The 21,910-nt window shown below is 65.0% G+C and carries 26 protein-coding genes; 6 read left to right on the top strand and 20 right to left on the bottom strand.

The window, feature by feature from the left end; genetic code table 11:
• Window positions 1–62: 62 nt before the first annotated feature.
• A complete protein-coding gene (locus ACYQ4T_RS17870) occupies window positions 63–806 on the top strand; it encodes a helix-turn-helix transcriptional regulator (protein WP_459856944.1) in 744 nt (247 codons plus the stop codon).
• A 65-nt stretch (window positions 807–871) separates the two neighbouring features.
• A complete protein-coding gene (locus ACYQ4T_RS17865) occupies window positions 872–1,585 on the top strand; it encodes a haloacid dehalogenase type II (RefSeq protein WP_459856942.1) in 714 nt (237 codons plus the stop codon).
• Window positions 1,586–2,270: 685 nt separating this feature from the next.
• Here ACYQ4T_RS17865 and trmB read toward each other — a convergent pair.
• The 14 genes from trmB to tsaB all read right to left on the bottom strand — a co-directional run bounded on the left by trmB (window position 2,271) and on the right by tsaB (window position 14,440).
• Entirely contained in the window at window positions 2,271–2,969 is a 699-nt protein-coding gene (trmB, locus tag ACYQ4T_RS17860; protein ID WP_459856940.1) for a tRNA (guanosine(46)-N7)-methyltransferase TrmB, read from the bottom strand.
• Between the two features lie 4 nt (window positions 2,970–2,973).
• Complete coding sequence (gene metK / locus ACYQ4T_RS17855) at window positions 2,974–4,143, bottom strand: methionine adenosyltransferase (RefSeq protein ID WP_459856937.1); 1,170 nt, start codon at window positions 4,141–4,143, stop codon at window positions 2,974–2,976.
• Between the two features lie 232 nt (window positions 4,144–4,375).
• Window positions 4,376–4,852 (bottom strand): helix-turn-helix domain-containing protein, encoded by a 477-nt coding sequence (locus ACYQ4T_RS17850; protein ID WP_459856935.1) that lies wholly within the window; start codon window positions 4,850–4,852, stop codon window positions 4,376–4,378.
• A gap of 169 nt (window positions 4,853–5,021) precedes the next feature.
• Window positions 5,022–6,617 (bottom strand): apolipoprotein N-acyltransferase, encoded by a 1,596-nt coding sequence (gene lnt / locus ACYQ4T_RS17845; protein WP_459856932.1) that lies wholly within the window; start codon window positions 6,615–6,617, stop codon window positions 5,022–5,024.
• Between the two features lies 1 nt (window position 6,618).
• Complete coding sequence (locus ACYQ4T_RS17840) at window positions 6,619–7,554, bottom strand: hemolysin family protein (protein WP_459856929.1); 936 nt, start codon at window positions 7,552–7,554, stop codon at window positions 6,619–6,621.
• A 9-nt stretch (window positions 7,555–7,563) separates the two neighbouring features.
• Window positions 7,564–8,073 (bottom strand): rRNA maturation RNase YbeY, encoded by a 510-nt coding sequence (gene ybeY, locus ACYQ4T_RS17835; RefSeq protein ID WP_459856926.1) that lies wholly within the window; start codon window positions 8,071–8,073, stop codon window positions 7,564–7,566.
• Window positions 8,074–8,084: 11 nt separating this feature from the next.
• Window positions 8,085–9,071 (bottom strand): PhoH family protein, encoded by a 987-nt coding sequence (locus tag ACYQ4T_RS17830; RefSeq protein ID WP_459858057.1) that lies wholly within the window; start codon window positions 9,069–9,071, stop codon window positions 8,085–8,087.
• A gap of 35 nt (window positions 9,072–9,106) precedes the next feature.
• Window positions 9,107–10,507: a tRNA (N6-isopentenyl adenosine(37)-C2)-methylthiotransferase MiaB gene (gene miaB, locus ACYQ4T_RS17825; RefSeq protein WP_459856923.1), complete on the bottom strand. Its 1,401-nt coding sequence runs from the start codon at window positions 10,505–10,507 to the stop codon at window positions 9,107–9,109.
• Window positions 10,508–10,580: 73 nt separating this feature from the next.
• Complete coding sequence (locus ACYQ4T_RS17820; RefSeq protein ID WP_459856920.1) at window positions 10,581–11,459, bottom strand: lysophospholipid acyltransferase family protein; 879 nt, start codon at window positions 11,457–11,459, stop codon at window positions 10,581–10,583.
• 31 nt (window positions 11,460–11,490) lie between these two features.
• Window positions 11,491–12,288: a GNAT family N-acetyltransferase gene (locus ACYQ4T_RS17815; RefSeq protein WP_459856917.1), complete on the bottom strand. Its 798-nt coding sequence runs from the start codon at window positions 12,286–12,288 to the stop codon at window positions 11,491–11,493.
• 16 nt (window positions 12,289–12,304) lie between these two features.
• Window positions 12,305–12,739, bottom strand: coding sequence for a Fur family transcriptional regulator (locus ACYQ4T_RS17810; protein WP_395019614.1), 435 nt, complete (start codon window positions 12,737–12,739; stop codon window positions 12,305–12,307).
• Between the two features lie 116 nt (window positions 12,740–12,855).
• Window positions 12,856–13,269, bottom strand: coding sequence for a Ros/MucR family transcriptional regulator (locus ACYQ4T_RS17805; protein ID WP_459856913.1), 414 nt, complete (start codon window positions 13,267–13,269; stop codon window positions 12,856–12,858).
• Window positions 13,270–13,346: 77 nt separating this feature from the next.
• Window positions 13,347–13,829, bottom strand: a complete 483-nt coding sequence (gene rimI / locus ACYQ4T_RS17800) for a ribosomal protein S18-alanine N-acetyltransferase (protein WP_459856910.1) — start codon at window positions 13,827–13,829, stop codon at window positions 13,347–13,349.
• Complete coding sequence (gene tsaB / locus ACYQ4T_RS17795) at window positions 13,826–14,440, bottom strand: tRNA (adenosine(37)-N6)-threonylcarbamoyltransferase complex dimerization subunit type 1 TsaB (RefSeq protein WP_459856907.1); 615 nt, start codon at window positions 14,438–14,440, stop codon at window positions 13,826–13,828. Before tsaB ends, rimI begins: the two co-directional genes overlap by 4 nt.
• Between tsaB and ACYQ4T_RS17790 the strand changes: the two genes are divergently transcribed.
• Window positions 14,375–14,542 carry a hypothetical protein gene (locus ACYQ4T_RS17790; RefSeq protein ID WP_459858076.1) on the top strand — a complete coding sequence of 56 codons (168 nt, stop codon included), beginning with the start codon at window positions 14,375–14,377 and terminating at the stop codon, window positions 14,540–14,542. The genes tsaB and ACYQ4T_RS17790 overlap by 66 nt on opposite strands.
• Before the next feature lie 44 nt (window positions 14,543–14,586).
• The gene (gene ddpX, locus ACYQ4T_RS17785; RefSeq protein WP_459856905.1) at window positions 14,587–15,141 is read left to right on the top strand and encodes a D-alanyl-D-alanine dipeptidase; all 555 of its coding nucleotides are present in this window, start codon (window positions 14,587–14,589) and stop codon (window positions 15,139–15,141) included.
• Between the two features lie 3 nt (window positions 15,142–15,144).
• Here ddpX and ACYQ4T_RS17780 read toward each other — a convergent pair whose 3' ends face one another.
• Entirely contained in the window at window positions 15,145–15,774 is a 630-nt protein-coding gene (locus ACYQ4T_RS17780) for a malonic semialdehyde reductase (RefSeq protein WP_459856902.1), read from the bottom strand.
• Window positions 15,775–15,786: 12 nt separating this feature from the next.
• Entirely contained in the window at window positions 15,787–16,335 is a 549-nt protein-coding gene (locus ACYQ4T_RS17775) for a NifU family protein (protein WP_459856899.1), read from the bottom strand.
• A gap of 89 nt (window positions 16,336–16,424) precedes the next feature.
• On the opposite strand from ACYQ4T_RS17775, the gene ACYQ4T_RS17770 reads away from it, so the two are divergent.
• Together ACYQ4T_RS17770 and ACYQ4T_RS17765 are read left to right on the top strand one after the other, a co-directional pair.
• A complete protein-coding gene (locus tag ACYQ4T_RS17770) occupies window positions 16,425–17,792 on the top strand; it encodes an adenylate/guanylate cyclase domain-containing protein (RefSeq protein WP_459856896.1) in 1,368 nt (455 codons plus the stop codon).
• A 31-nt stretch (window positions 17,793–17,823) separates the two neighbouring features.
• Entirely contained in the window at window positions 17,824–18,114 is a 291-nt protein-coding gene (locus ACYQ4T_RS17765; RefSeq protein WP_459856894.1) for a DUF1330 domain-containing protein, read from the top strand.
• 56 nt (window positions 18,115–18,170) lie between these two features.
• On the opposite strand, the gene ACYQ4T_RS17760 is transcribed toward ACYQ4T_RS17765, so the two are convergent.
• From ACYQ4T_RS17760 to ACYQ4T_RS17745, 4 genes are all read right to left on the bottom strand, one after another.
• Window positions 18,171–18,680 (bottom strand): universal stress protein, encoded by a 510-nt coding sequence (locus tag ACYQ4T_RS17760; protein WP_459856891.1) that lies wholly within the window; start codon window positions 18,678–18,680, stop codon window positions 18,171–18,173.
• Between the two features lie 6 nt (window positions 18,681–18,686).
• A complete protein-coding gene (locus tag ACYQ4T_RS17755) occupies window positions 18,687–19,445 on the bottom strand; it encodes a TIGR02186 family protein (RefSeq protein ID WP_459856888.1) in 759 nt (252 codons plus the stop codon).
• Window positions 19,442–20,365, bottom strand: a complete 924-nt coding sequence (locus ACYQ4T_RS17750) for a sulfite exporter TauE/SafE family protein (RefSeq protein ID WP_459858055.1) — start codon at window positions 20,363–20,365, stop codon at window positions 19,442–19,444. Before ACYQ4T_RS17750 ends, ACYQ4T_RS17755 begins: the two co-directional genes overlap by 4 nt.
• 380 nt (window positions 20,366–20,745) lie before the next feature.
• Entirely contained in the window at window positions 20,746–21,771 is a 1,026-nt protein-coding gene (locus ACYQ4T_RS17745) for a DUF2333 family protein (RefSeq protein ID WP_459856885.1), read from the bottom strand.
• Window positions 21,772–21,910 lie beyond the last annotated feature (139 nt).

The raw sequence follows: 21,910 nt of genomic DNA, 5'->3' as shown, positions 1-21,910 counted from the left end.
ACGCGGGTTTCACCGCCGGGTCGGATTCCTGTAATGTCGCCGCCGCAACTGGAGGCCGGCCCATGCAGTCCCTCACCCTCGATCTTCGCTCCTATGCCGGCGTGCCCTATGCGCATGACCATCCGCATCACCAGGTGGTGCTGGCGCTGGAAGGCCAGCTCGAGATGGAAATCGGCGGCCGGTCGGGCCGGGTGGATGGGAGCCGAGGCGCGCTGGTTCCTGCGGGCATGCTGCATGCCTTCACCGGTGTCGGCCGGAACCGATTCGTGACGCTCGACATCGGCCAGACCTCCGATGCGGCGCCCGCGCGTCTTCTCGGCACGGGCCAGCCTTATTTCGCCATCTCGCGCGCGGTCGAGCACCTGCTGGCTTATGTCGAATCGCGATCTGGCGCGCTCGGCGCTGATGCCGAGCATCTAGCGCCGTTGCTGGCGGCGGCCTTGGCCGATACCGAAGGCGAGGCGCGGGCACCCGAAGCCGTGTTGAGGGCGACGGAATACATGCGCCGCGCTTATCCGCGGCCGATCACCTGCGCGGACACGGCGAAGGTCGCCGGGATCAGCACCGCGCATCTCCATGGCCTTTTCAAACAGTGGCTGGGCATGACACCCGGCCGCTATCTCGGCGAGATCCGGCTGGATCGCGCAAAGGATCGCTTGGCCGGCAGCGCCGAGCCGATCGTCGAGATCGCGCTCGGCGTCGGCTTCAGCGAGCAGAGCGCCTTCACCCGTGCCTTCCGCCGCCGCTTCGGCCAATCCCCGGCCGCCTACCGCCGCCGACTGCAGTCTGGGCACAAGGCGCCATAGTCCGGGTCAAGCCGGGGCCGACCGCTTCGGGCTATAGAGCCGCATCCCCTGCAACGGAGCCCGCCATGCGCCTCACCGATTTCAAGGTCCTGACCTTCGACTGCTACGGCACGCTGATCGACTGGGAGAGCGGTCTGCTCGCGGCCTTGCGGCCGATGCTGGAACGCCTCGGCGGCAAGGTGGATGAAGAGACGGCGCTCAACACCTTCGCGCGTCATGAAACCGCGATCGAGAAGGCGCAGCCGAGCCTCAATTACCGGAAGCTGCTCGCCGAATGCTATCGCCGCCTGGCGAAGGACTGGAACGCAAGCATCACCGAGGCTGAGGCCGAGCGCTTCGGCAACTCGGTGCCGGACTGGCCGGCCTTCCCGGATTCGGCCGCGGCACTCGCCTATCTGAAGCAGCATTACAAGCTGGTCATTCTCTCCAACATCGATCGCGCGAGCTTCGCCGAGAGCAACAAGAAGCTGGGCGTCACCTTCGATGCGATCTGCACCGCCGAGGACATCGGTTCCTACAAGCCCGACAAGCGCAACTTCGACTTCGTGCTCAAAGTCGTCCAGGAGAAATTCGGCTTCGGGCCGAAGGACATCCTCCATACGGCGCAAAGCCTGTTCCACGACCACCAGATGGCAAAGCAAGTCGGCCTCGCCACCAACTGGATCGACCGCCGCATGGGCAAGAGCGGCAGCGGCGCGACCGCGCCGGTCGAAGGTGTGAAGACGGATTTCCATTTCCCCAGCATGGCCGCCTTCGTCGCGGCGCATCGGAAGGAATAGCTCTCCCCCGCACCTTTACGGACCGCGCCATTTCGAAGCGCGAAAATCCGCATCAACTCTTTGATGTGCAACGCCCTTTGCCGCGCGGCCGAGATCAAAGCCAGGCTTGTCCTGGTAAAGGCCCTGTAAAGGTTCCGGGCGCGCGGGACCACGCGTTCGCGCAGATCCATGCAACGCTGTCGATGCTCGCGCCGTGTCATGCCGAATTTGCAGGATCTATTCATCCTGTCTGTGCTGGGTCTGCGATGCGGCGCAGCATGCACGGGGCATCGCGCCGGGCGGGACGTTCCACGCCGCATTCACCATTTCAAACAGCGCAGCGATTGTACCATGAACCTCGTCGCGAGTCTCGGCCGGCCACGACGCCTGAATTCAGGAGTATGCAGCGGAATTCTTGGAAGCCGGAAGCGCGGTTTCGTTTTATCGAGACGGTCTGATGAGAGGCGAAAGCGGGTTGCAGTTTGAAAGGTCTCAAGCAGCTTCAAGACCCTCACCCCAACCCTCTCCCTACGGGCGAGGGAGTGCGGCGATCGCTCGCTGACAGCGAATTGGAAAGGCTCGAGTAACAGCGTCCCTTCTCCCGGAGGGAGCAGGACAGGATGAGGGTCTTGAAGCTGCTTGAGACCTGTCACGCTTGAGATAGATACAGCGCCGCTTACTCGACTCAACCAAGAACAATTCCGCTTTACAGCCGCGCGAAGCGGAAGAAATGCGGCACGCGCTCCGCTTCACGTGCCTTCTTCTCATAGCGCGTCTCGATCGAATCCATGGGGCGGTCCTGCCAATCGACCGGTGACTGCGCCACCCATTGGAATCCGGGATGCACGGGGACGTGCTGCAGCGTCCATTCGATATAGGTCGGGTCGTCGCTGGCGATGCGGAGCTCGCCGCCGGGAACGATCAATTCCGCCAGGCGATCGAGGTTGTCGCGGTTGACGAAGCGGCGCTTCGCGGTGCGGCGCTTCGGCCAGGGATCGGGAAACAGCAGGAACACGCGATCGAGGCTCCGCGGCTGCAAGGCCGCCAGCAGCACCCGGGCATCCTCGGGATGGAGCCGCACGTTCTCGAGCTTGCGTTCGGCGATATGGCTCAAGCAGGAGGCGATGCCGGCCTCGAACACCTCGCAGCCGAGGAAGCCGATGCCGGGATGCTCCTCGGCCTGATGCGCCAGATGCTCGCCGCCGCCGAAGCCGATCTCCAGCCAGATGGCGTGCTTGCGCGGGGTGAACAGCGTCGCGGGATCGAGCGTGGATCCCGCGGTCAGCGGAATGGCGACGCGCGGCAGCAGTTCGTCAAAAAGAAACTGCCGCCCCTTGCGGAGCGGCCGTCCCTTACGCCTGCCGTAGAACTGGAACGCTTGGCGCCGTTTCTCAGCCTCGGCCATTCACTCAGGCGAACGCGGATTTGAGATCCGCGACCAGGTCGGTCTTCTCCCAGGAGAAGCCGCCGTCCGCTTCCGGCTTGCGGCCGAAATGGCCGTAGGCGGAGGTGCGCGCGTAGATCGGCTTGTTGAGGCCGAGATGGTTGCGGATGCCGCGCGGCGAGAGGTCCATCAGCTCGGCCAGGACCTTCTCCACCTTGGCTTCGTCGACCTTGCCGGTGCCGTAGGTGTCGACATAGATCGAGAGCGGCTTGGAGACGCCGATCGCATAGGCGAGCTGGATGGTGCAGCGGTCGGCGAGGCCGGCCGCGACCACGTTCTTCGCCAGATAGCGCGCGGCATAGGCAGCCGAGCGGTCGACCTTGGTCGGGTCCTTGCCGGAGAAGGCGCCGCCGCCATGCGGGGCCGCGCCGCCGTAAGTGTCGACGATGATCTTGCGACCGGTCAGGCCGGCATCGCCATCGGGACCGCCGACCACAAATCGGCCGGTCGGGTTCACGTAGAATTCCTCTTCCGGGCACATCCAGCCGTTCGGCAGCACCTGGTTCACGTAGGGGCGCACGATCTCGCGCACCTGCTCCTGGTCGAGATTCTCGGCATGCTGGGTCGAGACGACGATCGAGGTCGCCTTCACCGGCTTGCCGTTCTGATAGAGCAGGGTCACCTGGCTCTTCGCGTCGGGGGCGAGGCCCTTCTCCTTGCCGGAGCGGCGCGCCTCGGAGAGCAGCTTCAGGATGCGGTGCGCGTAGTAGATCGGCGCCGGCATCAGCTCTTCGGTCTCGTTGCAGGCATAGCCGAACATGATGCCCTGGTCGCCGGCGCCCTCGTCCTTGTTGCCCGCGGCATCGACGCCCTGGGCGATGTCGGCCGACTGCGAATGCACGTAGCACTCGATGTCCGCCTTCTGCCAGTGGAAGCCTTCCTGCTCGTAGCCGATGTCCTTGATCGCGGCGCGCGCGGCTTCCTTGAGCTTGTCATGGGTGATCGAGCCGGGACCGCGAACCTCGCCGGCCAGCACCACCTTGTTGGTGGTGCAGAGCGTCTCGACCGCGACGCGTGCCTGCGGGTCGGCGCCGAGATAGATGTCAACGATGGTGTCGGAGATCCGGTCACAGACCTTGTCCGGGTGACCCTCGGAAACGCTTTCGCTGGTGAACAGGTAGGAGGATCTCGTCACGCCATATACCCCGCTAAAAAAGGGAAGGAGAATTTCAGATGGCCCCGGCTATTTAGCCAAGCCGGCGCATGGAATCAGAGGCGCCCAGTTTTGGAGCGCGCGGATCATGGTGGAGGGCAGGACCGCGGTCAAGCGCGTTCTGCTGCGCCGCAACCCGGAAAAAACTCAAGAGGTTCTGGCGGTTAGCTGAAACGGTCCTGGAGCCGGGTGGTTCCCGAGCCGGGCAACGGGCTCAGTCCTCGTCCTGCAGGCCACGGGCGATCGACTTGATCAGCTCGAAGAGACGCTTGCGGAGCGCGGGGTCGGTGATCCGATAGTAGGCGCGGACCAGCTCCAGGGTCTCGCGCTTGGCCATCGGGTCCGGCTCGTATTCGACGGTCGGCGGATGGGCGAGGCCCATGAGCCGGCTCGGGCTCTTATCCTGAACGCCGCCCGGCATCTCGTCGAAGAAGTAGGCAATCGGCACGTCGAGCACGCGCGACAAATCGTAGAGACGGCTGGAGCCGACGCGGTTGGCGCCGCGCTCGTATTTTTGCACTTGCTGAAAGGTGAGGCCGATCGCCTCGCCGAGCTTCTCCTGGCTCAAGCCCAGCAAGGTACGGCGCAAGCGGATACGGGTTCCGACATGAACGTCGATCGGATTTGGGAAGCCCTTGCTGGCCATCCGGCCCGATGACTTGCGGCCGCGCGCCGTCTTACGCTTTTCCATCTGCCTTGCCATTGCCTGATGCGATTCCCATCCGCCAGCGCACCGTTACGCGCCGACACCTATAGACATACAACCATATGCAGTCAACGCTGGATTGCGCGCCGCAGCGTGTGATTCGTGACCTGAATCAATTCGACGCGAACACCGGGAATGAGAGAGTTATCACAGGCTATGAGATCGAAGACTTGCGCACGCGAAACAGGATAGGAATGAGCGCGAGAACAATCAACGGCAGCACGGTGAACAATCCGAAGCGGGCAAAGAGCGTCGGGCCGAGCGCCGACGGAACGGTCGCATCGATCACCGCTTCCACCACCAGATTGGAGCGAGTCTCGACACGGCCGTAAGCATCGATCACGCCGGAGATTCCGGTGTTGGCCGCCCGCAGCATCGGAATACCTTCCTCGACGCTGCGGAAGCGCGCAGTGGCAAAGTGCTGCGATGGTCCGGTACTGGTTCCGAACCATCCGTCATTGGTCACGTTGACGAGGAGCGCAGGGCGGTCGTTGGGATCGACGACCGCGCCGGGGAAGATCACCTCGTAGCAGATCAGCGGACTGAACGGCGGCAGCGCAGGTGTATGCAGCGTGCGCGGCCCTGGGCCTGGGGTGAAGTTCATCGAGCCTGGCGTGAGCTTGTTGATGAAGGGGAGTATCCCACGCAATGGGACATACTCGCCGAGCGGCACCAGATGGAACTTGTCGGCCGTTCCTAGGATCTGACCTCGACCATCCAAGACCGCGAAGGAGTTCCAGATCTCGGTGAGCGGGCCGTCGAGCGGTTCGCCGCGCGGCACGCCTGTCAGGAGAATCCCCTCATGGGGCGCCGCCTGGGCGAGGAAGCCGCGCAGGCTCGGGTCGCGCTCCAAGAGATAGTTGGCCGCGGTCTCCGGCCAGATCACCGCCTTCACCTTGTCGAAGCCCGGTGTCTCCAAAGTGAGACGCATCAAGGTGCGGATCTGGTCCGGTCGCGTGTCGCGATCGAGCTTCATGCTCTGGGCGATGTTGGGCTGGATCAAGCGAACGCGAACCGCGCTCGGATCGGATTCTGGCGCTGTTGGAATGGCGTTGGAAAGTCGCCAGAGGCCGCCCAGATAGAGTGCGCCAAGGACCAGGGCCATGCCGATCGCAGCGGCGCGCGCGGCCCGCAGGTTCATCAAGACGAGGAGCGCCGGCAAGGCAAGGGCAAAGACGGTGACGAGGCTCAAGCCCCAGGCGCCCCAAAGCGAGGCGGACTGCATCATCGCGTCGCTGCCGCTCCAGATATAGGCGGCGAGATCCCAGGGATAGCCGGTCAGGACATGGCCGCGCAGCCATTCGGCGATGGTCCAGAAGGCGGCGAAGGCGGCGATGCCGGCCACCGAGAGCCGTTGCGGCAGAGCGCGAAAGGCCAGCACCGCGAGCGCGGGATAGAGTGCCAGATAGGCGGCGAGCCCGCCCAAGACCGGCGGGATCATCCAGCCGAAGCGCTCGGCATCGACCAGGAAGGACTCGGCGATCCAATAGCTGTTGACCGCGAAATGCCCGAGCCCCCACCACCAGCCAACGGCGAAGCCCCCGCGCCGCGTGGGCGCCTCGGCCGCGAGCCAGACCAGACCGGAAATGCCGAGTGCGAATGCCGGCACGAAATTGAGCGGTGCAAAGGCAAGGCCGGCGATGGCACCCAGCACCGCAGCCAAGCCATAGGCGCGCCAACCGGAAATCGCGCCGAGGCTGCGCGCCGGGCGCGATTCCGGCGACCCGGCCATCTCGCGAGCGACGCTCATGCTACTCCTTGTCCCGATCGGGCCTCTGCGGCGCGTTGCGGACGCGCAGGCGCTTGATGCGGCGCGGGTCCGCGTCCAGCACCTCGAAGGCGATTCCGGAAGGATGCGTGACCAGTTCGCCGCGCGCCGGCACGCGATCGGTCAGCGACATGACCAGGCCGCCCAGCGTGTCGATATCGGCCTCGCGCTCCTCTTCGGTGAGGATTGGGCCGACGCGTTCCTCGAAATCGCTGATCGTGGTGCGCGCATTGGCGATCAGGGTGCCGTCGGGCCGCTCGACCAGGTTGGGCCCGCGCACCACGTCATGCTCGTCCTCGATCTCGCCGATGATTTGCTCGACCAGGTCTTCGATGGTGACGAGGCCGTCGGTGCCGCCGAACTCGTCTACCACAAGAACCATATGCGCGCGGGCGAGGCGCATCTGCAGCAGCAGGTCCAGAAGGCGAACCGAGGGCGCCACGAAGACCGGCTCGCGCAGCACGCGCTTCAGCTGGAACTTCTCCGGCTCGAAGATCGAGGGCAGCGCGTCCTTGATGTGGACGATGCCGATGATGTCGTCGAGATTCTCGCTGTAGACCGGCAGGCGCGAATGACCGAACTCGCGCACCGTCTGGATCAGGGCGCGGAGATCGACGTCCTCGGCCACCGCCTTGATGTCGGCGCGCGGCACCATGACGTCGTAGGCCGTCAGTTCGCCGAACTTGAGGACGTTGAGCAGCAGGTCGGATTCGCTGGTGTCGAGCGCAGCCTCGCCGGGCTCGGCCTCCTCGCTCTCCTCGATCAGCTCCTCGATCGCGTCACGCAGGTCGGTCTCGCCGCCGCGCCGCCGCCACAGGCGGAACAGGTTCTTCAGCGACTTGCGGGATTTCGCTTCTTCGCCCCGTTCGGGGCCTTGCGGCTCGCTGCGCGCGCCGCGCGTGGCGGGAGCGTCGGTCATGACCTTAGACTACTGAGCATCCCTATAAGGATCGGCGATGCCGAGCGCGGCCAGGATTTTGCGCTCAAGCGCCTCCATCTCTTCGGCGTCCGGATCGGCTTCATGGTCATATCCTAGCAGGTGCAGCACGGCATGCACCATAAGATGCGCGACATGGTCTTGCAGCGGCTTCCCCTGCGCCCGGGCCTCGCGTTTGACCGTTCCAAGGGCCATCGCGACATCGCCCAGCCGGCGCCGCTTGCCTTCAGCCGCCTCGCCGGAAGGGAAGGAAAGCACGTTGGTCGGCTTGTCCTTGCCGCGATAGGTGTTGTTCAGCTTGCGCATCGCGCGATCGTCCATCAGCGCGACGGCGACGACCGGCGTCCAGGTCGCCCGCGACCGCCGAGTGCGGCGCACTTCGGCAACCGCGGCCTGGGCGGCACGGCGCAGCAGCGGCACCGGATCGGCGATCGCCTCGCGCCAGGCACCATGCTCGACGATGACGGAGACGGCAACCGTGGATGAAGCTGCGCGCGGCATCTTCGGATGTTTCAGTTCGATGAATCGCGGCTCGGCGCGGCGGGCTTCTTCGCCTGGCGATCGCGCTTGTCATAGGCGTGGACGATCTTCGCGACCAGATGATGGCGCACGACGTCGACCTCGGTGAACTGCGTAACGCCGATGTCCGGCACGTCGCCGATCGCCTCGAGCGCATCCTTGAGGCCCGACTTGGTGCCGGAAGGAAGATCGATCTGCGAGAGGTCGCCGGTCACCACCATGCGCGAATTCTCGCCCAAGCGGGTCAGGAACATCTTCATCTGCATCGGCGTCGTGTTCTGCGCCTCGTCGAGGATGACGAAAGAATGCGCCAGCGTGCGGCCGCGCATGAAGGCCAAGGGCGCGATCTCGATGTCGCCGGAAGAGAGACGCTTCATCACCTGCTCGGCCGGCAGCATGTCGTAGAGCGCATCATAGAGCGGACGGAGATAGGGATCGACCTTCTCGCGGAGATCGCCCGGCAGGAAACCCAGGCGCTCCCCGGCCTCGACCGCGGGGCGAGAGAGCACGATGCGATCAACCGCGCCCTTGGTCAGCATGGCGACGGCGACGGCGACCGCAAGATAGGTCTTGCCGGTGCCGGCAGGCCCCAGGCCGAACACCAGCTCCTTCTCGTGCAGCATGCGCATGTAGCGCGCCTGCATCGCCGAGCGCGGCGTGATGTGACGGCGCTGGGTGCGGATCGCGGTTCCGTCCTTGGCATCGGCGCCGAACAGATTGGGCTCGAGCCCGTCATCCTGGCGGGCGAGTCGCATCGCGGCATCGACTTCGCCGCGGTTGACCTCGAGGCCGCGCTTCAGGCGCTGATAGAGGCCGACCAGCACCTGTCGCGCGATCGCAACCGCGTCGGCCGGGCCGGAGATCGCGATCTGGTTGCCGCGGGAGACCAAGCTCACGCCGAGCTCCTTCTCGATCCGCGCCAGATTCTGGTCATGCTCGCCGAACAAGAGGGGCAGCAGGCGGTTGTCGTCGAATTGCATATGGGCCGGAGCGGAGGTGACGGGCGCGTCCAAGCTCAAGCGATGGCCTCCATATGGCGCGGCGCCAGCGGCACCGGCGGGGTTGCGATCTCTCCACGCAGACTGAAGCGCCCGAGGCCGGTGATCCGGGCCTCGACCACGCGGCCGATCTCGGCCGGCGATATTTCGACATGCACGGCCTGGGCATAGGGCGACTTGCCGACCAGCTGGCCATCGCGACGGCCAGGCTTCTCCAGCAGCACCGGCAGTACCCGGCCGAGCGTAGCGCGGTTGAAGTCCTGTTGCTGTGCGTTCAGCAGGGCCTGCAATTCCTGCAGCCGCGCATTCTGTTCGGCGTCCGGCACCTGGAGATCCATCGATGCCGCCGGCGTGCCGGGGCGCGGGCTGTATTTGAAGGAATAGGCCATCGCGAACTCGACCTCGGTGACCAGCGCCATGGTCGCGGCGAAATCGCCGGCGCTCTCGCCGGGAAAGCCGACGATGAAGTCCGAGGAGAAGGCGATGTCCGGCCGCGCCGCACGCAGCTTCTCCACGATGCGGCGGTAGAGATCGACGCCGTGCTGGCGGTTCATCGCCTCCAGCATGCGGTCCGAGCCCGACTGAACGGGGAGATGCAGGAAGGGCATCAGCTGCGGCACCTCGCCATGGGCGGCAATGAGATCGAGATCCATGTCGCGCGGATGCGAGGTGGTGTAGCGGATGCGGACGAGATCGGGAACGCGATCGGCGAGCTCGCGGATCAGGCGCGCCAGCGACCAGTCGGACCCATCTTCCGCTTCGCCGTGATAGGCGTTGACGTTCTGCCCGAGCAAGGTGATCTCGCGCGCCCCAGCCGCGACCAGCGCACGCGCCTCGTCCAGGATGCGCGCGACGGGACGCGAGAACTCGGCGCCGCGGGTGTAAGGCACCACGCAGAAGGTGCAGAACTTGTCACAGCCTTCCTGGATCGCCAGGAAAGCGCTGACCGGAGATTCATTCGTGGCCGGCAGGAAGTCGAATTTCGATTCCGCGGGGAATTCGGTATCGAGCAGACCCGCACCGCGACCCGGCAATCGGAACTTGGCGTCATGGGCCCGGGCCGCGCGCGCGACCATTTCCGGCAGGCGGTGATAGGTCTGCGGCCCGAGCACGATATCGACGTCGGGCGCGCGGCGGATGATCTCGGCGCCTTCAGCCTGGGCGACGCAGCCGGCAACCGCAACGATCACGTCCTCGGCGCCGCGCTCGCGGCGATCGGCCCGCAGGCGGCCGAGCTCCGAGAACACCTTTTCGGAGGCCTTCTCGCGGATATGGCAGGTGTTGAGGATGACCATGTCGGCCTCGCCTGCATCCTCGGTCGGGGCATAGCCGAGCGGCGCCAGCAACTCCGCCATTCGGGCGGAGTCATAGACGTTCATCTGACAGCCATAGGTCTTTATGAAGAGCTTCTTCGCCAACGATTTAGAACTCACTCCGGGCGATTCGGCAAAGCGGCGTTTCCCATGACCCTGACCCTAGCATGGCGAGGCGCTAATGGCCACCGGAGGCCGCCGGGTCGGGGGCGAGCGCCCGGCCGGTCAGTGCCCGCTCGACCCCGTCGGCGACGGCGGTGAGGCAGTAGCGAGTCAGGTCCTTGCGGGAGCCCGCATCCTTGAGATCGACCGGCGGGTGAAATTCCACCACCACGGTCACCTTGCCCAGGCGGCTGAACTGCCAGAGATGCGGCCCCAAGGTCATGTCGCCATACCAGGCGACCATCGGCCGGAGCCCATGACCCATCGGGATGCCGTTCAGCGCGACGTAGGCCACCGAGACCGGCTGGATAACCAATGGCGCATCTGTGCTAGAGGCCTCGGCAACGGACAGCAGCGCGCTGCGGAACGGCAGCACGCGGTTGCCGTCGTTCGACGTACCCTCGGGAAAGAGAATGAGATTGTCGCCGGCGGCGAGGCGCTGCCCCAGCTGGTCGCGCTGGATATGCGAGGTGTTGCGCTTGCGATCGACGAAGACTGTGCGCTGCAGCTTGGCGAGCCAGCCGTAGAGCGGCCATTGCGCGACCTCGGCCTTGGCGACGAAGGAGCCGGGGATCAGCGCGCCGAGGACCGTGATATCGATATAAGAGGTGTGGTTGCTGACGAAGAGCGTCGGCCGGTTGCGCGACATCGTCCCGACCGTCGCGATGTCGATCCCCATCAGGCGGCAACAGATCCGGTGATAGGTCACCGGGAAACGCTCCGCCATGCGGCTGCCGAGCGCCACGAACAGCGCCTGCACCGGCATCAGCACCAAGGTGAGGAGGAGATAGCCGATGAGGCGCCGCGCACCGAGTGTATCGGAGCCGAAGGGCGCGATGCCCGGCTCGATCGGATCCTCGGCATAGCTGAGATCCGCCGGACCGGAAGTCGGCAAGCGGGAAACCGGGCCTTCGAGGGTCGCGGCGTCAGCTTTCGGCGCGGGCATAGTGCTTGTAGTATTTGTCAGTGACGAGATTGGTCACGACGACCACCGAGACGTCGATCGTGCCGAACTGATGGTCGATGACCGCGCCGTCGCCGACGAAGCCGCCGAGCCGGAGGTAGCCTTTGATCAGCGGCGGAAGCGAAGCCAGAGCGCGGCGCTCGTCGATCTGCTCGATCGGCAGCAGGTTCATCGAGACATAGCGCGACGGGACGGCGCGCGGCCGGAACTGCGGCGGCGCCATATGGCGGTGATGGAGATAGGAGAGCGTGGTCGCATGCTCGGCGGGATCAGTGCCGGGGAAGCTGGCGCAGCCGAACATGATCTCGATCTTGAAATGGAAGACGTATTCGCTGATGCCCTTCCACAGGAGCTGCATCACCGCCTTCGAGCGATAGGCAGAATCGACGCAGGAACGGCCGAGTTCCAGGATCTCGCCCGGATGCGCCACGATTGCCGAGATGTCGTATTCGTCGATCGAATAGAACTGACCGCGCTTCTCGGCGCCGGGACGGCGCAGCAGGCGATAGGTGGCGACGATGCCGGCAGCGCCGCTGCCCTTGCGCGCGTCGATCACGATCAGATGGTCGCAGAATGGATCGAAGGAATCGAAGTCGCGCCGGGTCGCCGCCATCTCCGGAGAGGGCGTGGCGCTCATCTCCTCGTAGAAGACGCGGTAGCGCAGGGATTGGCAGGCGGCGATCTCGGCTTCGCTCTCGGCCAGCCGGATTTCAAGATCACCGATGGTGAGGTCGACGGGACGCGCTTTGGTCTCGGCCAAAGTCATAACCGCGCGGTCACTGCTTCTTGGCTTCGCGAGACTTCGAGCCGATCGGCACGGCGTAGAGCTCGAGGCGATGGCCGACCAGCTTGTAGCCCAATTCGTCCGCGACCCGCTTCTGCAGCTTCTCGATATCCTCGTTGGAGAACTCGATCACCCGGCCGGACTGGATGTCGATGAGATGATCGTGATGGCTTTCCGGCGCCTCCTCATAGCGCGCGCGGCCATCTCCGAAATCGTGGCGCTCCAGGATGCTGGCCTCCTCAAACAGGCGCACGGTGCGATAGACCGTGGCGAGCGAGATGTTGGGGTCGATCTTGGTGGCGCGCTTGTGCACCTGCTCGACGTCGGGATGGTCGGCCGCATCCGAGAGCACGCGCGCGATCACGCGCCGCTGCTCCGTCATCTTCAGCCCCTTATCGACGCAGAGTTTTTCCAACCGTGAAGTCACGAAACCAGCCACTCCGTATGTTAACGGTTCGATTCACTCCGTTGCGGCATTCTGCCCGTCAAGCGACGGATGGCCAAGGAAAAACGCCGCGAGTGATTCGCAACTGGGATTTCGGATCAGCGCCGCTTGCCGCCGGTGCCGAGTCCGATCTGCCGCGCGAGCGCGCTGCGCTTCTTCGCGTAATTCGCCGAAACCATCGGGTATTCGGCCGGCAGGTCCCACTTCTCGCGATACTGCTCCGGCGAGAGGCCGTAGGCGGTGCGGATATGGCGCTTCAGCATCTTCTGCTTCTTGCCGCATTCCAGGCAGATGATGTAGTCGGGCGTCACCGACTTCTTGACCGGCACCGCCGGATCGCGACTGGCCGGCGCCGCAGCCAGCTTGCCGCCCGCGAGACCGCTCAGCGCCTGGTAGACGTCGCTCAGGAGACGCGGGATTTCGGCGGCGGGGACGCTGCTCTTCGAGACATGGGCGGCGACGATCGTCGTCGCCATCTGCAGCAGGCTGCCGGGCTTCAACTCTTCAGACATTCCGGGCTTCCGTCCAATATTGCCCCCAAGTATTCGAGGGGCAACACTACTGTCTCGGTCAATATAGCGCAATGCCGCTATTTTGAAGTTTGGGCTATATCGGCCCGCAATGCTTTCATAAGCACCAAAGCATCCTCACCCTCGTAGTATTTCTTGCGCCGTCCGACCGGCTCGAACCCTGCGGCGCGATAGAAGGCGGTCGCCGCCGGATTGGCCTCGGCCACTTCCAGGAACAGCCGCGCCGCACCCGAGGCGCGCAAGGCCGCGAACAGATGGTCGAGCAGCGCGCGGCCACGGCCAGCGCGGCGATGCTCGGGATGAATGCCGATCAGCAGCAATTCGGCCTCGTCGGCAACGATGCGTGCCAGGGCAAAGCCGACCGGCTCGGCGCCCAGCGCCGCGATGTAAGCGCCCGAGCCCGGCATCTGCAGGACCTCGGCGAAGGATCGGTCGGTCCAGGGCTGATCCCAGGGCGCGGTGAAGCAGGCGGCATGCAGCGCCGTCAGCACCGGAATGTCGAACCCCTCGACCGGGCGGATCTTCCAGGCATGCGCCGTCATTTGGGCTTCGGCATGGTCGCGTCCGGTGGCCGCACATAAACCGGCTTCGGTGGCAAGTCGAAGCGACGTTGCAGATCGGCCGCGAGCATGGCGACATCCAACGCGCTCGGCGCGGTCTGCATCAAGCGGATGCCGCCTTGCGTTGCATAGCGCCCCATAAGCGGCGCATCGCCGGCGAGAATGAGTGGTCGGGCCGGGGCGAGGATTTCATCCAGCGCTTCAGCGGTGACGACGGCCGGCGGCTGAGCGAAGTTGAACTCGGCATCGAGTTCGGCCAAGAACGGCTCTTCCCGGCGGCTGTCGAGCAGCGCGAAGAGGCGACGGTCCTGTCGCTCGCGCGCCGCACCGTGGGCGACGGTCAGGAAGCTCGATATGCCAATTGCCGGTACGCCCGAGGCCAGCGACAGCCCCAGCGCCGCCGCAAGGCCGACGCGAATTCCGGTGAAGCTGCCGGGCCCCACGGCAACCGCGATCCGATCGAGGTCGGCATAGCCGCAGCCAGCCTTTGCCATGGCTTGCTCGATCATTGGCATCAGCATCGTGGCTTGGCCGTGGTCGGTATGCTGGTGCAGGAAGACTGGAAGATCCTTCAGGCTGGAGAAGATCGCCACCGAACAGGCGCGGCCGCCGGTTTCGATGGCCAGGATCGGGCGCGACTTGCCTTCGGCGAATCCCTGGGCGATGCCGGGCCGGGCTTTGCCGGCGGGGTCTGATCTGTTAGTCATGGCCGCGAGTAAGAAACGAGTCGGATTGCATCATGTCGATGGTAGAGATCACGGCGCAGGATTTCGATGTCGAAATCGCCCTCGCCTATGCCACGCCGGACAACATCACCGGCAGGCCGATCTACACCCGCGCCGCCGCCTGCTATCTCCACGTACATGCCGCGGAGAAGATGAAGGCGGCCGTGGCGCTGGCGGCGCCGCTCGGCTTCCGGTTCAAGATATTCGACGCCTACCGCCCGTCGGAAGCGCAATGGAAGCTCTGGGAGGCCTTCCCCAGCGACGAATTCGTCGCCAACCCGCGAAAGGGCTCGCCGCACAGCCGAGGGGTCGCGGTCGATCTCACCCTGATCGACAAGTCGGGCTTGGAGCTCGACATGGGGACCGGCTTCGACGAGATGCGGCCGATCTCGCATCATGGCCGCACCGACGTCTCCGTCGCGGCCCAGCAGAACCGCTTCACGCTGATGGGGATCATGTCGGCGGCGGGCTGGGACTTTTACAGGAACGAGTGGTGGCACTACCAGCTGTTCCAGGCGCGCGACTATCCACTGGTCGACCAGGCGACCTTGCCGAAACCTCTGATGTAGAGATCAAACGACCTTACAAGCCTCGTCAAAACCGAAGCGCGGGTCGCGCGGGCGGGTTCCGCCTTCGCCGGGATAGCCGAGATTGCAGAGGAAGCGCGAGCGCCAGGTCTTGCCCCAATCGCTCGCCTCGAAGAAGGCCTGGTCGACCTTCGCGCGGTCGAAGCCGCCCATCGGGCCGCAGCTCAAGCCGAGGGCGCGCGCCGCGAGGATGAAATAGCCGGCCTGCAGGTCGCCGTTCAGCTCGCCGTTGTATTTGATCGCTTCGGGTTTGCCGGCCCACCAGGCGCGCGCATCCTCGCGCGGATAGAGTCGCGGCAGGTGCTCGATGAACTCCGTGTCCCAGGCGATGATCGCGGTCGCGGGCGCCGCCATGGTCTGCTCGACGTTGCCGCGGGAGAGGCAGGGCTTCAGCTTCTCCTTGGCTTCGGGCGAGCGCACGAAGACGATCCGGAGCGGCTGGCAGTTGCCGCTGGTCGGCCCCATCTTCGCCAGGTCGTAGGCCCGGCGCAGCAAATCGTCCGGCACCGGCCGGTCGGACCAGCGCCGGGTGGTGTGCGCCTCGTCGAAGAGCTGCGCCAGAGCGGGCGCGCCGAGCGGCTCTTGGAGACCGAGCGGGCTGGTCGTGTCGGGCATCGGGCGACCGGGTCAGACCGGCCGCACCTCGACCACTTCCGGGACGTAGTGGCGAAGCATGTTTTCGATGCCCATCTTCAGGGTCGCGGTCGAGCTCGGGCAGCCGGAGCAGGAGCCCTGCATATGCAGGTAGACGATGCCGTCCTTGAAGGAGTCGAAAATGATGTCGCCGCCGTCTTGCGCGACCGCCGGCCGCACCCGGGTCTCGAGCAGATCCTTGATCTGGGCGACGATCTCGTCATCTTCCTCGTCGCCACCGGGGGCGGTGGCGTCATCATCCAGCAGCACCGGCTGGCCGGAGACGAAATGCTCCATGATGACGCCCAGCAACGCCGGCTTCAGCACCGCCCAGTCCTTACGGTCGGACTTGGTGATGGTGACGAAATCCAGGCCGAAGAAGACGCGCTCGACACCCTCGACCTTGAACAGCCGGTCGGCCAGCGGCGAGCGCGCCGCATATTCCGCGGAGGCGAAGTCCACGCTGCCCGTTTCCGCCACAGCCCGGCCCGGAAGGAATTTCAGGGTTGCCGGATTGGGGGTCTCTTCAGTCTGGATGAACATGGATTGCTCCACTAAGCTCTTGGCCGCCATATATGTCATCGAAGATGGGCGATGCTGGATGGTGCTTCAACCCCAATCTAATTAAGGTTATGGCCGCTCAACCCAGCGATTCCACGCGCGACAAAACCACCGAACCGCCGGTTGATTCCGATCCGAATCGGCGGTCGGCGGCGGAGCCATGGCGCCCCCGCAGCTACCGGCGGTCGACTGCGCCGGAGGCCAGGGCGCCCTATGGCATTGGCCAGGGCGAGATCGCGCAGCTTTTCGCCGGCGGCGAGGCCGGCGGAAGGGCGTTCCGCTGGCTGCTCAACGACGGCCGCCGCCTTAACGACCTGCGCGAGATCGTGGCCGGACTTGGCCGGCAGCTCAGCGAAGGCGGCCTGCCGCTGCAGCGCCTCTATCTGGGCCAGCGCACCATCCACCCGCAGATGGGCGCCATCGGCTATCTCTGGAACAAAGACGATTCGACCGCACAGGTAATCGAGCGCGAGCATTCGGTGGTCAGCGGACAGACCTATCTCTCCAGCCCGATGCGCCGGCTTTACGAGGACGGCGAGAAGCTGATCCGCCGCAAGCTCACCGGGCCCGACGCACAGCTCGATTTTCCGGTGCTGCACGAGCTCAAGGAGACCGGCGCCACCGATTATGCGATCTTCCTGCTGGAGATCGACGACGAGGCCCGGGCCTCGATTTCGATCACCACCAACGCGCCGGAGGGGTTCAGCGACGCCGAGATCGCCAGCGTCGGCGCGGTAATGCCGCTGCTCGCCATGATCGTCGACAGCCACGAATGGCACCGCCTGGCGAAGTCGCTGCTGGAGATCTATCTCGGCGAGGATGCCGGGCGGCAGGTGCTGGGCGGCTCGGTGCGACGCGGCCAATCCACCACCATCGCCGCCGCGATCTGGTTTTGCGACCTGCGCGACTTCACCGCGATGTCGAATCAGTTGCCGCGCGACGAGGTGATCGCGCTGCTCAACGACTATTTCGATGCGATGGCGCGACCGGTCCATGCCCATGGCGGCGAGATCCTGAAATTCATCGGCGACGCCATGCTGGCGATCTTCCCGATGCAGGACGATCTCGACCGCGACCGCAAATGCCACATCGCGCTGCGCGCCGCGCAGGATGCCTTCGACGCGCTGGATGCCCTGAACGAGATCCGCGCCAGCGCCGGCAAGCCGCCGCTCCGCGTCGGCATCGGGCTCCATGCCGGCTCGGTCTCCTACGGCAATATCGGCGCCGTCATCGGCAATTCGGCGCGCTTGGACTTCACCGCGATCGGCCCGGCGGTCAACCTCGCGTCGAGGATCGAAGGGCTGTGCAAGGGATTGAACCGACCGCTCTTGGCCTCGAAGGCCTTCGCCTCGCCCTGCGGCTCGATGCTGGTGCCGCTCGGCAAGTTCGACCTCGCCGGATTCCCGGAGCCGCAGGACATCTACGGATTGCCCGACTGACGCCTTACAGAATGTCGAGGGAGTATCTTCGATGGCGGCCTACATCATCGTCCAGGAGAACCTGCACGGCGACCAGGCGCCGTTCGAGGAGTATCGCAAGCAGGTGATCGCGACCTTCACGCCCTATGGCGGCAAGTTCCTGGCCCGCGGCGGCAAGGTCAGCGTGCTGGAAGGCGAATGGCCCTATGACCGCAGCGTGATCCTGGAATTCCCGTCGCGCGAAAAGGCCGAGGCCTGGTACCACTCGCCCGAATACCAAAAGATCCTGCCGCTCCGCATGAAATGCATGAGCAGCAACTTCGTGATCTTGGACGGGGTTTGACAGTCTCACCGACGGGAGTTCTTCATTGCTTCGAACTCCGAGACTGGCCCCATCAACTAAGCGATGTGGTCGATGTCCTCGTTGGTGAGCTGGCCGGGGACGATGGTCATGGGTACCCGCAGCTTGCCGACATATTTGCTGGTGAGCGCCTGCACCAGCGGGCCGGGGCCTTTCGGGCCGGTCGAGGCGCCCAGCACCAGGATCGAGATCGATGGCTCCTCGTCGATCAGCTTCATTACCTCGTCGCGACGGTCGCCTTCGCGGAAGTAGAGCACCGGCATGGCACCCGAAAGCTTTTGCACCTCGGCGGCCATCTTCTGCATCAGCGCCTCGGCCTGCTGGCGCGACTCTTCCTTGATCAGACGCGAAACGCCGATCCATTCCTGCATGTCTTCCTGCGCCGTCACGTGCAGCATGGCGACGCGGCCGCCAGTCTTCTTGGCGCGCAGGCAGGCATAGCGGATCGCAATCTTCAGCTCCGGCGTGTCGTCGACCACGACCAGGAAGACGCGCGCCGCGGACGGCGTCTCCGCCAGCTTGCCTTCTGTCGGTTCCGTCTCGGCCATTCTCTGTTATCTCCTGCGGAAGGCGAGATGGGCGATCCATCCGAAGAGGAGCGCGGTGAGGACGGCGATCACGCCATAAGCAAAGCCGTTGCGATGCGCGAAGTTGTAAATGTCGGCGCTGAACCCCGCGCGGTTGACCAGCAGCGGGAAGCTCTGCGCATCGACGATCTTGCCGCCGCGCACCAGGTAGACATCGACGTTATAGATACCGGTCGGCACCGTCGAGGGAAAGGCGAAGCTGGTGCGGAAGAGCCGGTCGCCGATGAAGCTGATATGCCCGACCTTGTCGGCATAGAGTCCCAGGCGCTGGCGGATCCGGATCAACGCGCTGGTGTAATCGGAGATATTGGGCGCGGTCGCCGCGCTTGCCGGCAGCTTCAGCTCGTTGACCCCGAGCTGGTAGCGGTCGAGCATGTCGAAGGTCAGGATTTCCTCCAGTGGTCGCGAGGCGGCGATCGCGTAGAAGCCCGGCACGTTGTCGAAGCGCACATGCGAACCGGTCATCCAGATGCCGAGGGTCCGCGTCTTCTGCCGCACCTCGACCGAGCCGCCGACCAGCCCGCCGCCCGGCGCGGTCGGCCCGCGCACCACGGCGACCGCATCGCCCTTCTCATCGACCGCGCCGAACAATGTCAGCTCGGCACCGGAGAAGCCTGAGGTGATCTCGATCCGGTGCACCACCAGATCGGCGACGATGTCCTTGGCCGAGGCGGCGCCGGCACTCGCGCCAACCAGGATCAGCAGCAGCAGGGCAAGTCGCTTCACAGCGCGCCTCCGAGCGTAATCACCGCATAGAGCTCGCGGGGAATGGCGACCAGCTCATAGAGCAATCCGCCGGCGACGACCAGCACGACCAGCGCCATCAGCAGGCGCAATTGCTCGGCGGGCAGGCGCGCGCCCCAGCGCCCGCCATACTGCGCCCCGACCACGCCGCCCAGGGTCAGGATGAGCGCCAGCAGCAGGTCGACGGTCTGGTTCTGCGCCGACTGCAGGATGGTGACATAGGCTTGCACGAAGATGATCTGGAACAGCGAGGTGCCGATCACGATCGAGGTCGGCATGCCCAGGAGATAGATCATCGCCGGCACCATGAGGAAGGCGCCTCCGACACCCATGATCGCCGACATGATGCCGACCACGAAGCCGATCGCGACCGGGACGATGGCGCTGATGTAGAGCCGCGACTTCCGGAATCGCATCTTGAAGGGCAGGCCCTGCGCCCAGTTGTGCTGGTGCAGCTTGGCGGGGGCACCTTGGCGGCGGCGCACCTTCCGCAGCGCGTTGATCGATTCGATCGCCATGATCGTGCCGATCGACCCCAAGGTGACGACATAGGCGATGGCGATGACGAGATCAATCTGGCCGAAGCGCTTCAGCAGGCTGAAGATGAGGACGCCGACGCTGGAGCCGAGGATGCCGCCGCCCAGCAGCACGCCGCCCATCTTGAAATCGACGTTGTCGCGGGACCAATGGGCCAGAACCCCGGAGACCGAAGCGGCCACCACCTGGTTCGATTGGGTCGCCACCGCCACCGCCGGGGGAACGCCGATGAAGATCAGCAGCGGCGTCATCAGAAAGCCACCGCCGACGCCGAACAGACCGGACAGCAGCCCGACGCCGCCGCCGATCGCCAGCAGCACCACGATGTTGAGCGAGACTTCAGCGATCGGCAGGTAGATCTGCAGGCCGAAGAACCAGTCCGAGATCGCCTGCAAGCCGTTCAAGACGCCGGTCCCCCAAATATCCAGGCCGCATTTCCATACGACGGGAATCGGAACCGGAAACCGGAATCGGGACGGCCGCGGAGCGCCTAACAGGTGTCCGACTCGGGACCGATGGACCTATCGTGCCCCAATCTACGCCTCTGATTCGCCGGAAGAAAGTGAGCGCCCCGCTTGGCCCGCGCTTTTTCAGTTCGGTCGGGCCAGCAGCTGCTACGGATTGCTCACTCAGTCGTCATCCCCGGGCTTGGCCCGGGGATCCCGGAGTTGAAGTCAGGTTGAAAGAACTCAGGGGTGCCCGGGGCAAGCCCGGGCATGACGAGTGAGTAAGATGGCTATTGCCATCACTTGATCAGCACGTCGTTCAGTTCTTCGAGCTGGGCCCGGGCGCGGATCAGGTAGAAGCCTTGGGCCGCCAGGTGATTGGGCTGCATCAGTGCATCCGGGCGGCCGTTGATCACGATCCAGGGATTGAGCTCGGCGCCTTCCATCATGCTGGAAACCATCCGCTCCCAGATCTGCCTGGCGCCCTTCTCGTCCAGGATCTTGCCGAAGTCCTTGCCGAGATCACGCAGGATCAGCGCATTGCCGTAGAGCAGGCCCTTGTTCAGGTAGAAGACGTCGTCGGCATGGAAGTCGATCCAGGAGCCTGATTCCTGATCGATCTGGCGCTGGGTACGGTCGGAGGCGGCGCCCAGGTCCTTGCCGATCCGGTCCAGGGTCGAAAGCAGGTTGTCGGCGCGGCGGTCGAAGGTCGCTTTCCCTTGCGCCAGGCGGGCGTTGTAGCTCTGCAACGCCTTGACGCCCTGACGGTACTGCTCCTCGGTGGTCGAGGTCGGCAGCAGCGCGTTGCTGGGGTTCCAGATCCAGACATCCGGGCGATAGTTGAAATAGCTGGCCGCCGCCTGAAGGTCGCTATCGGCGCCGCTGGTGCCGCGGTTGCGGCCGATCTCGTCCTGCAGCTCCAGGGCAAAGCGCTTAACCGCGTCGCGGATGCCGACCTGGAAATTGGGCATGTTGTCGAGCGCCCAGCCCGGCATGAAGAAAGGATCGTTGGCCGGCCAGGCGGTCTGACTGATCTCGCGATCCATCAAGGCGGCCGCCGTCGCCACCGCTTGGCTGGGTCCGGTCTCCAGATCCTGGCTTGGTTCGACCTGTGGCCCGGAGAAATTCGGATCGTCGTTGATCTGGTGGGTCAGGATCATCCCGACCGGGTAGTAAAGGACGACAATCGCCAGCAGCACGATGGCGAGCCACTTCATCACCCGCCAGAACCAGTGCCGATCCCGGCCGGAGCGGAATGCAGCGCCCAGGCGGGAAAAGAGGCGCCGACGGGCCGGCGGCTCGTCAATCAGGAGGTCATCGGACATGGGAGCGGGCTCTCTGCGGTCGGGCCGGGGCGGATCACGGGGATTAAATGGCAATTCCCCGCTTTGGCTGCAAGCCGCGGCATGGTCGCAGCGATTAATCTCGCCGGTTCACCGGCGGTTTACCGGCTCCTCTCCGCTC

The organism is Dongia sp. agr-C8 (genome assembly GCF_054658695.1).
The sequence above is the reverse complement of the archived record's forward strand: the minus strand, read 5'-3'. Positions and strand labels throughout refer to the sequence as shown.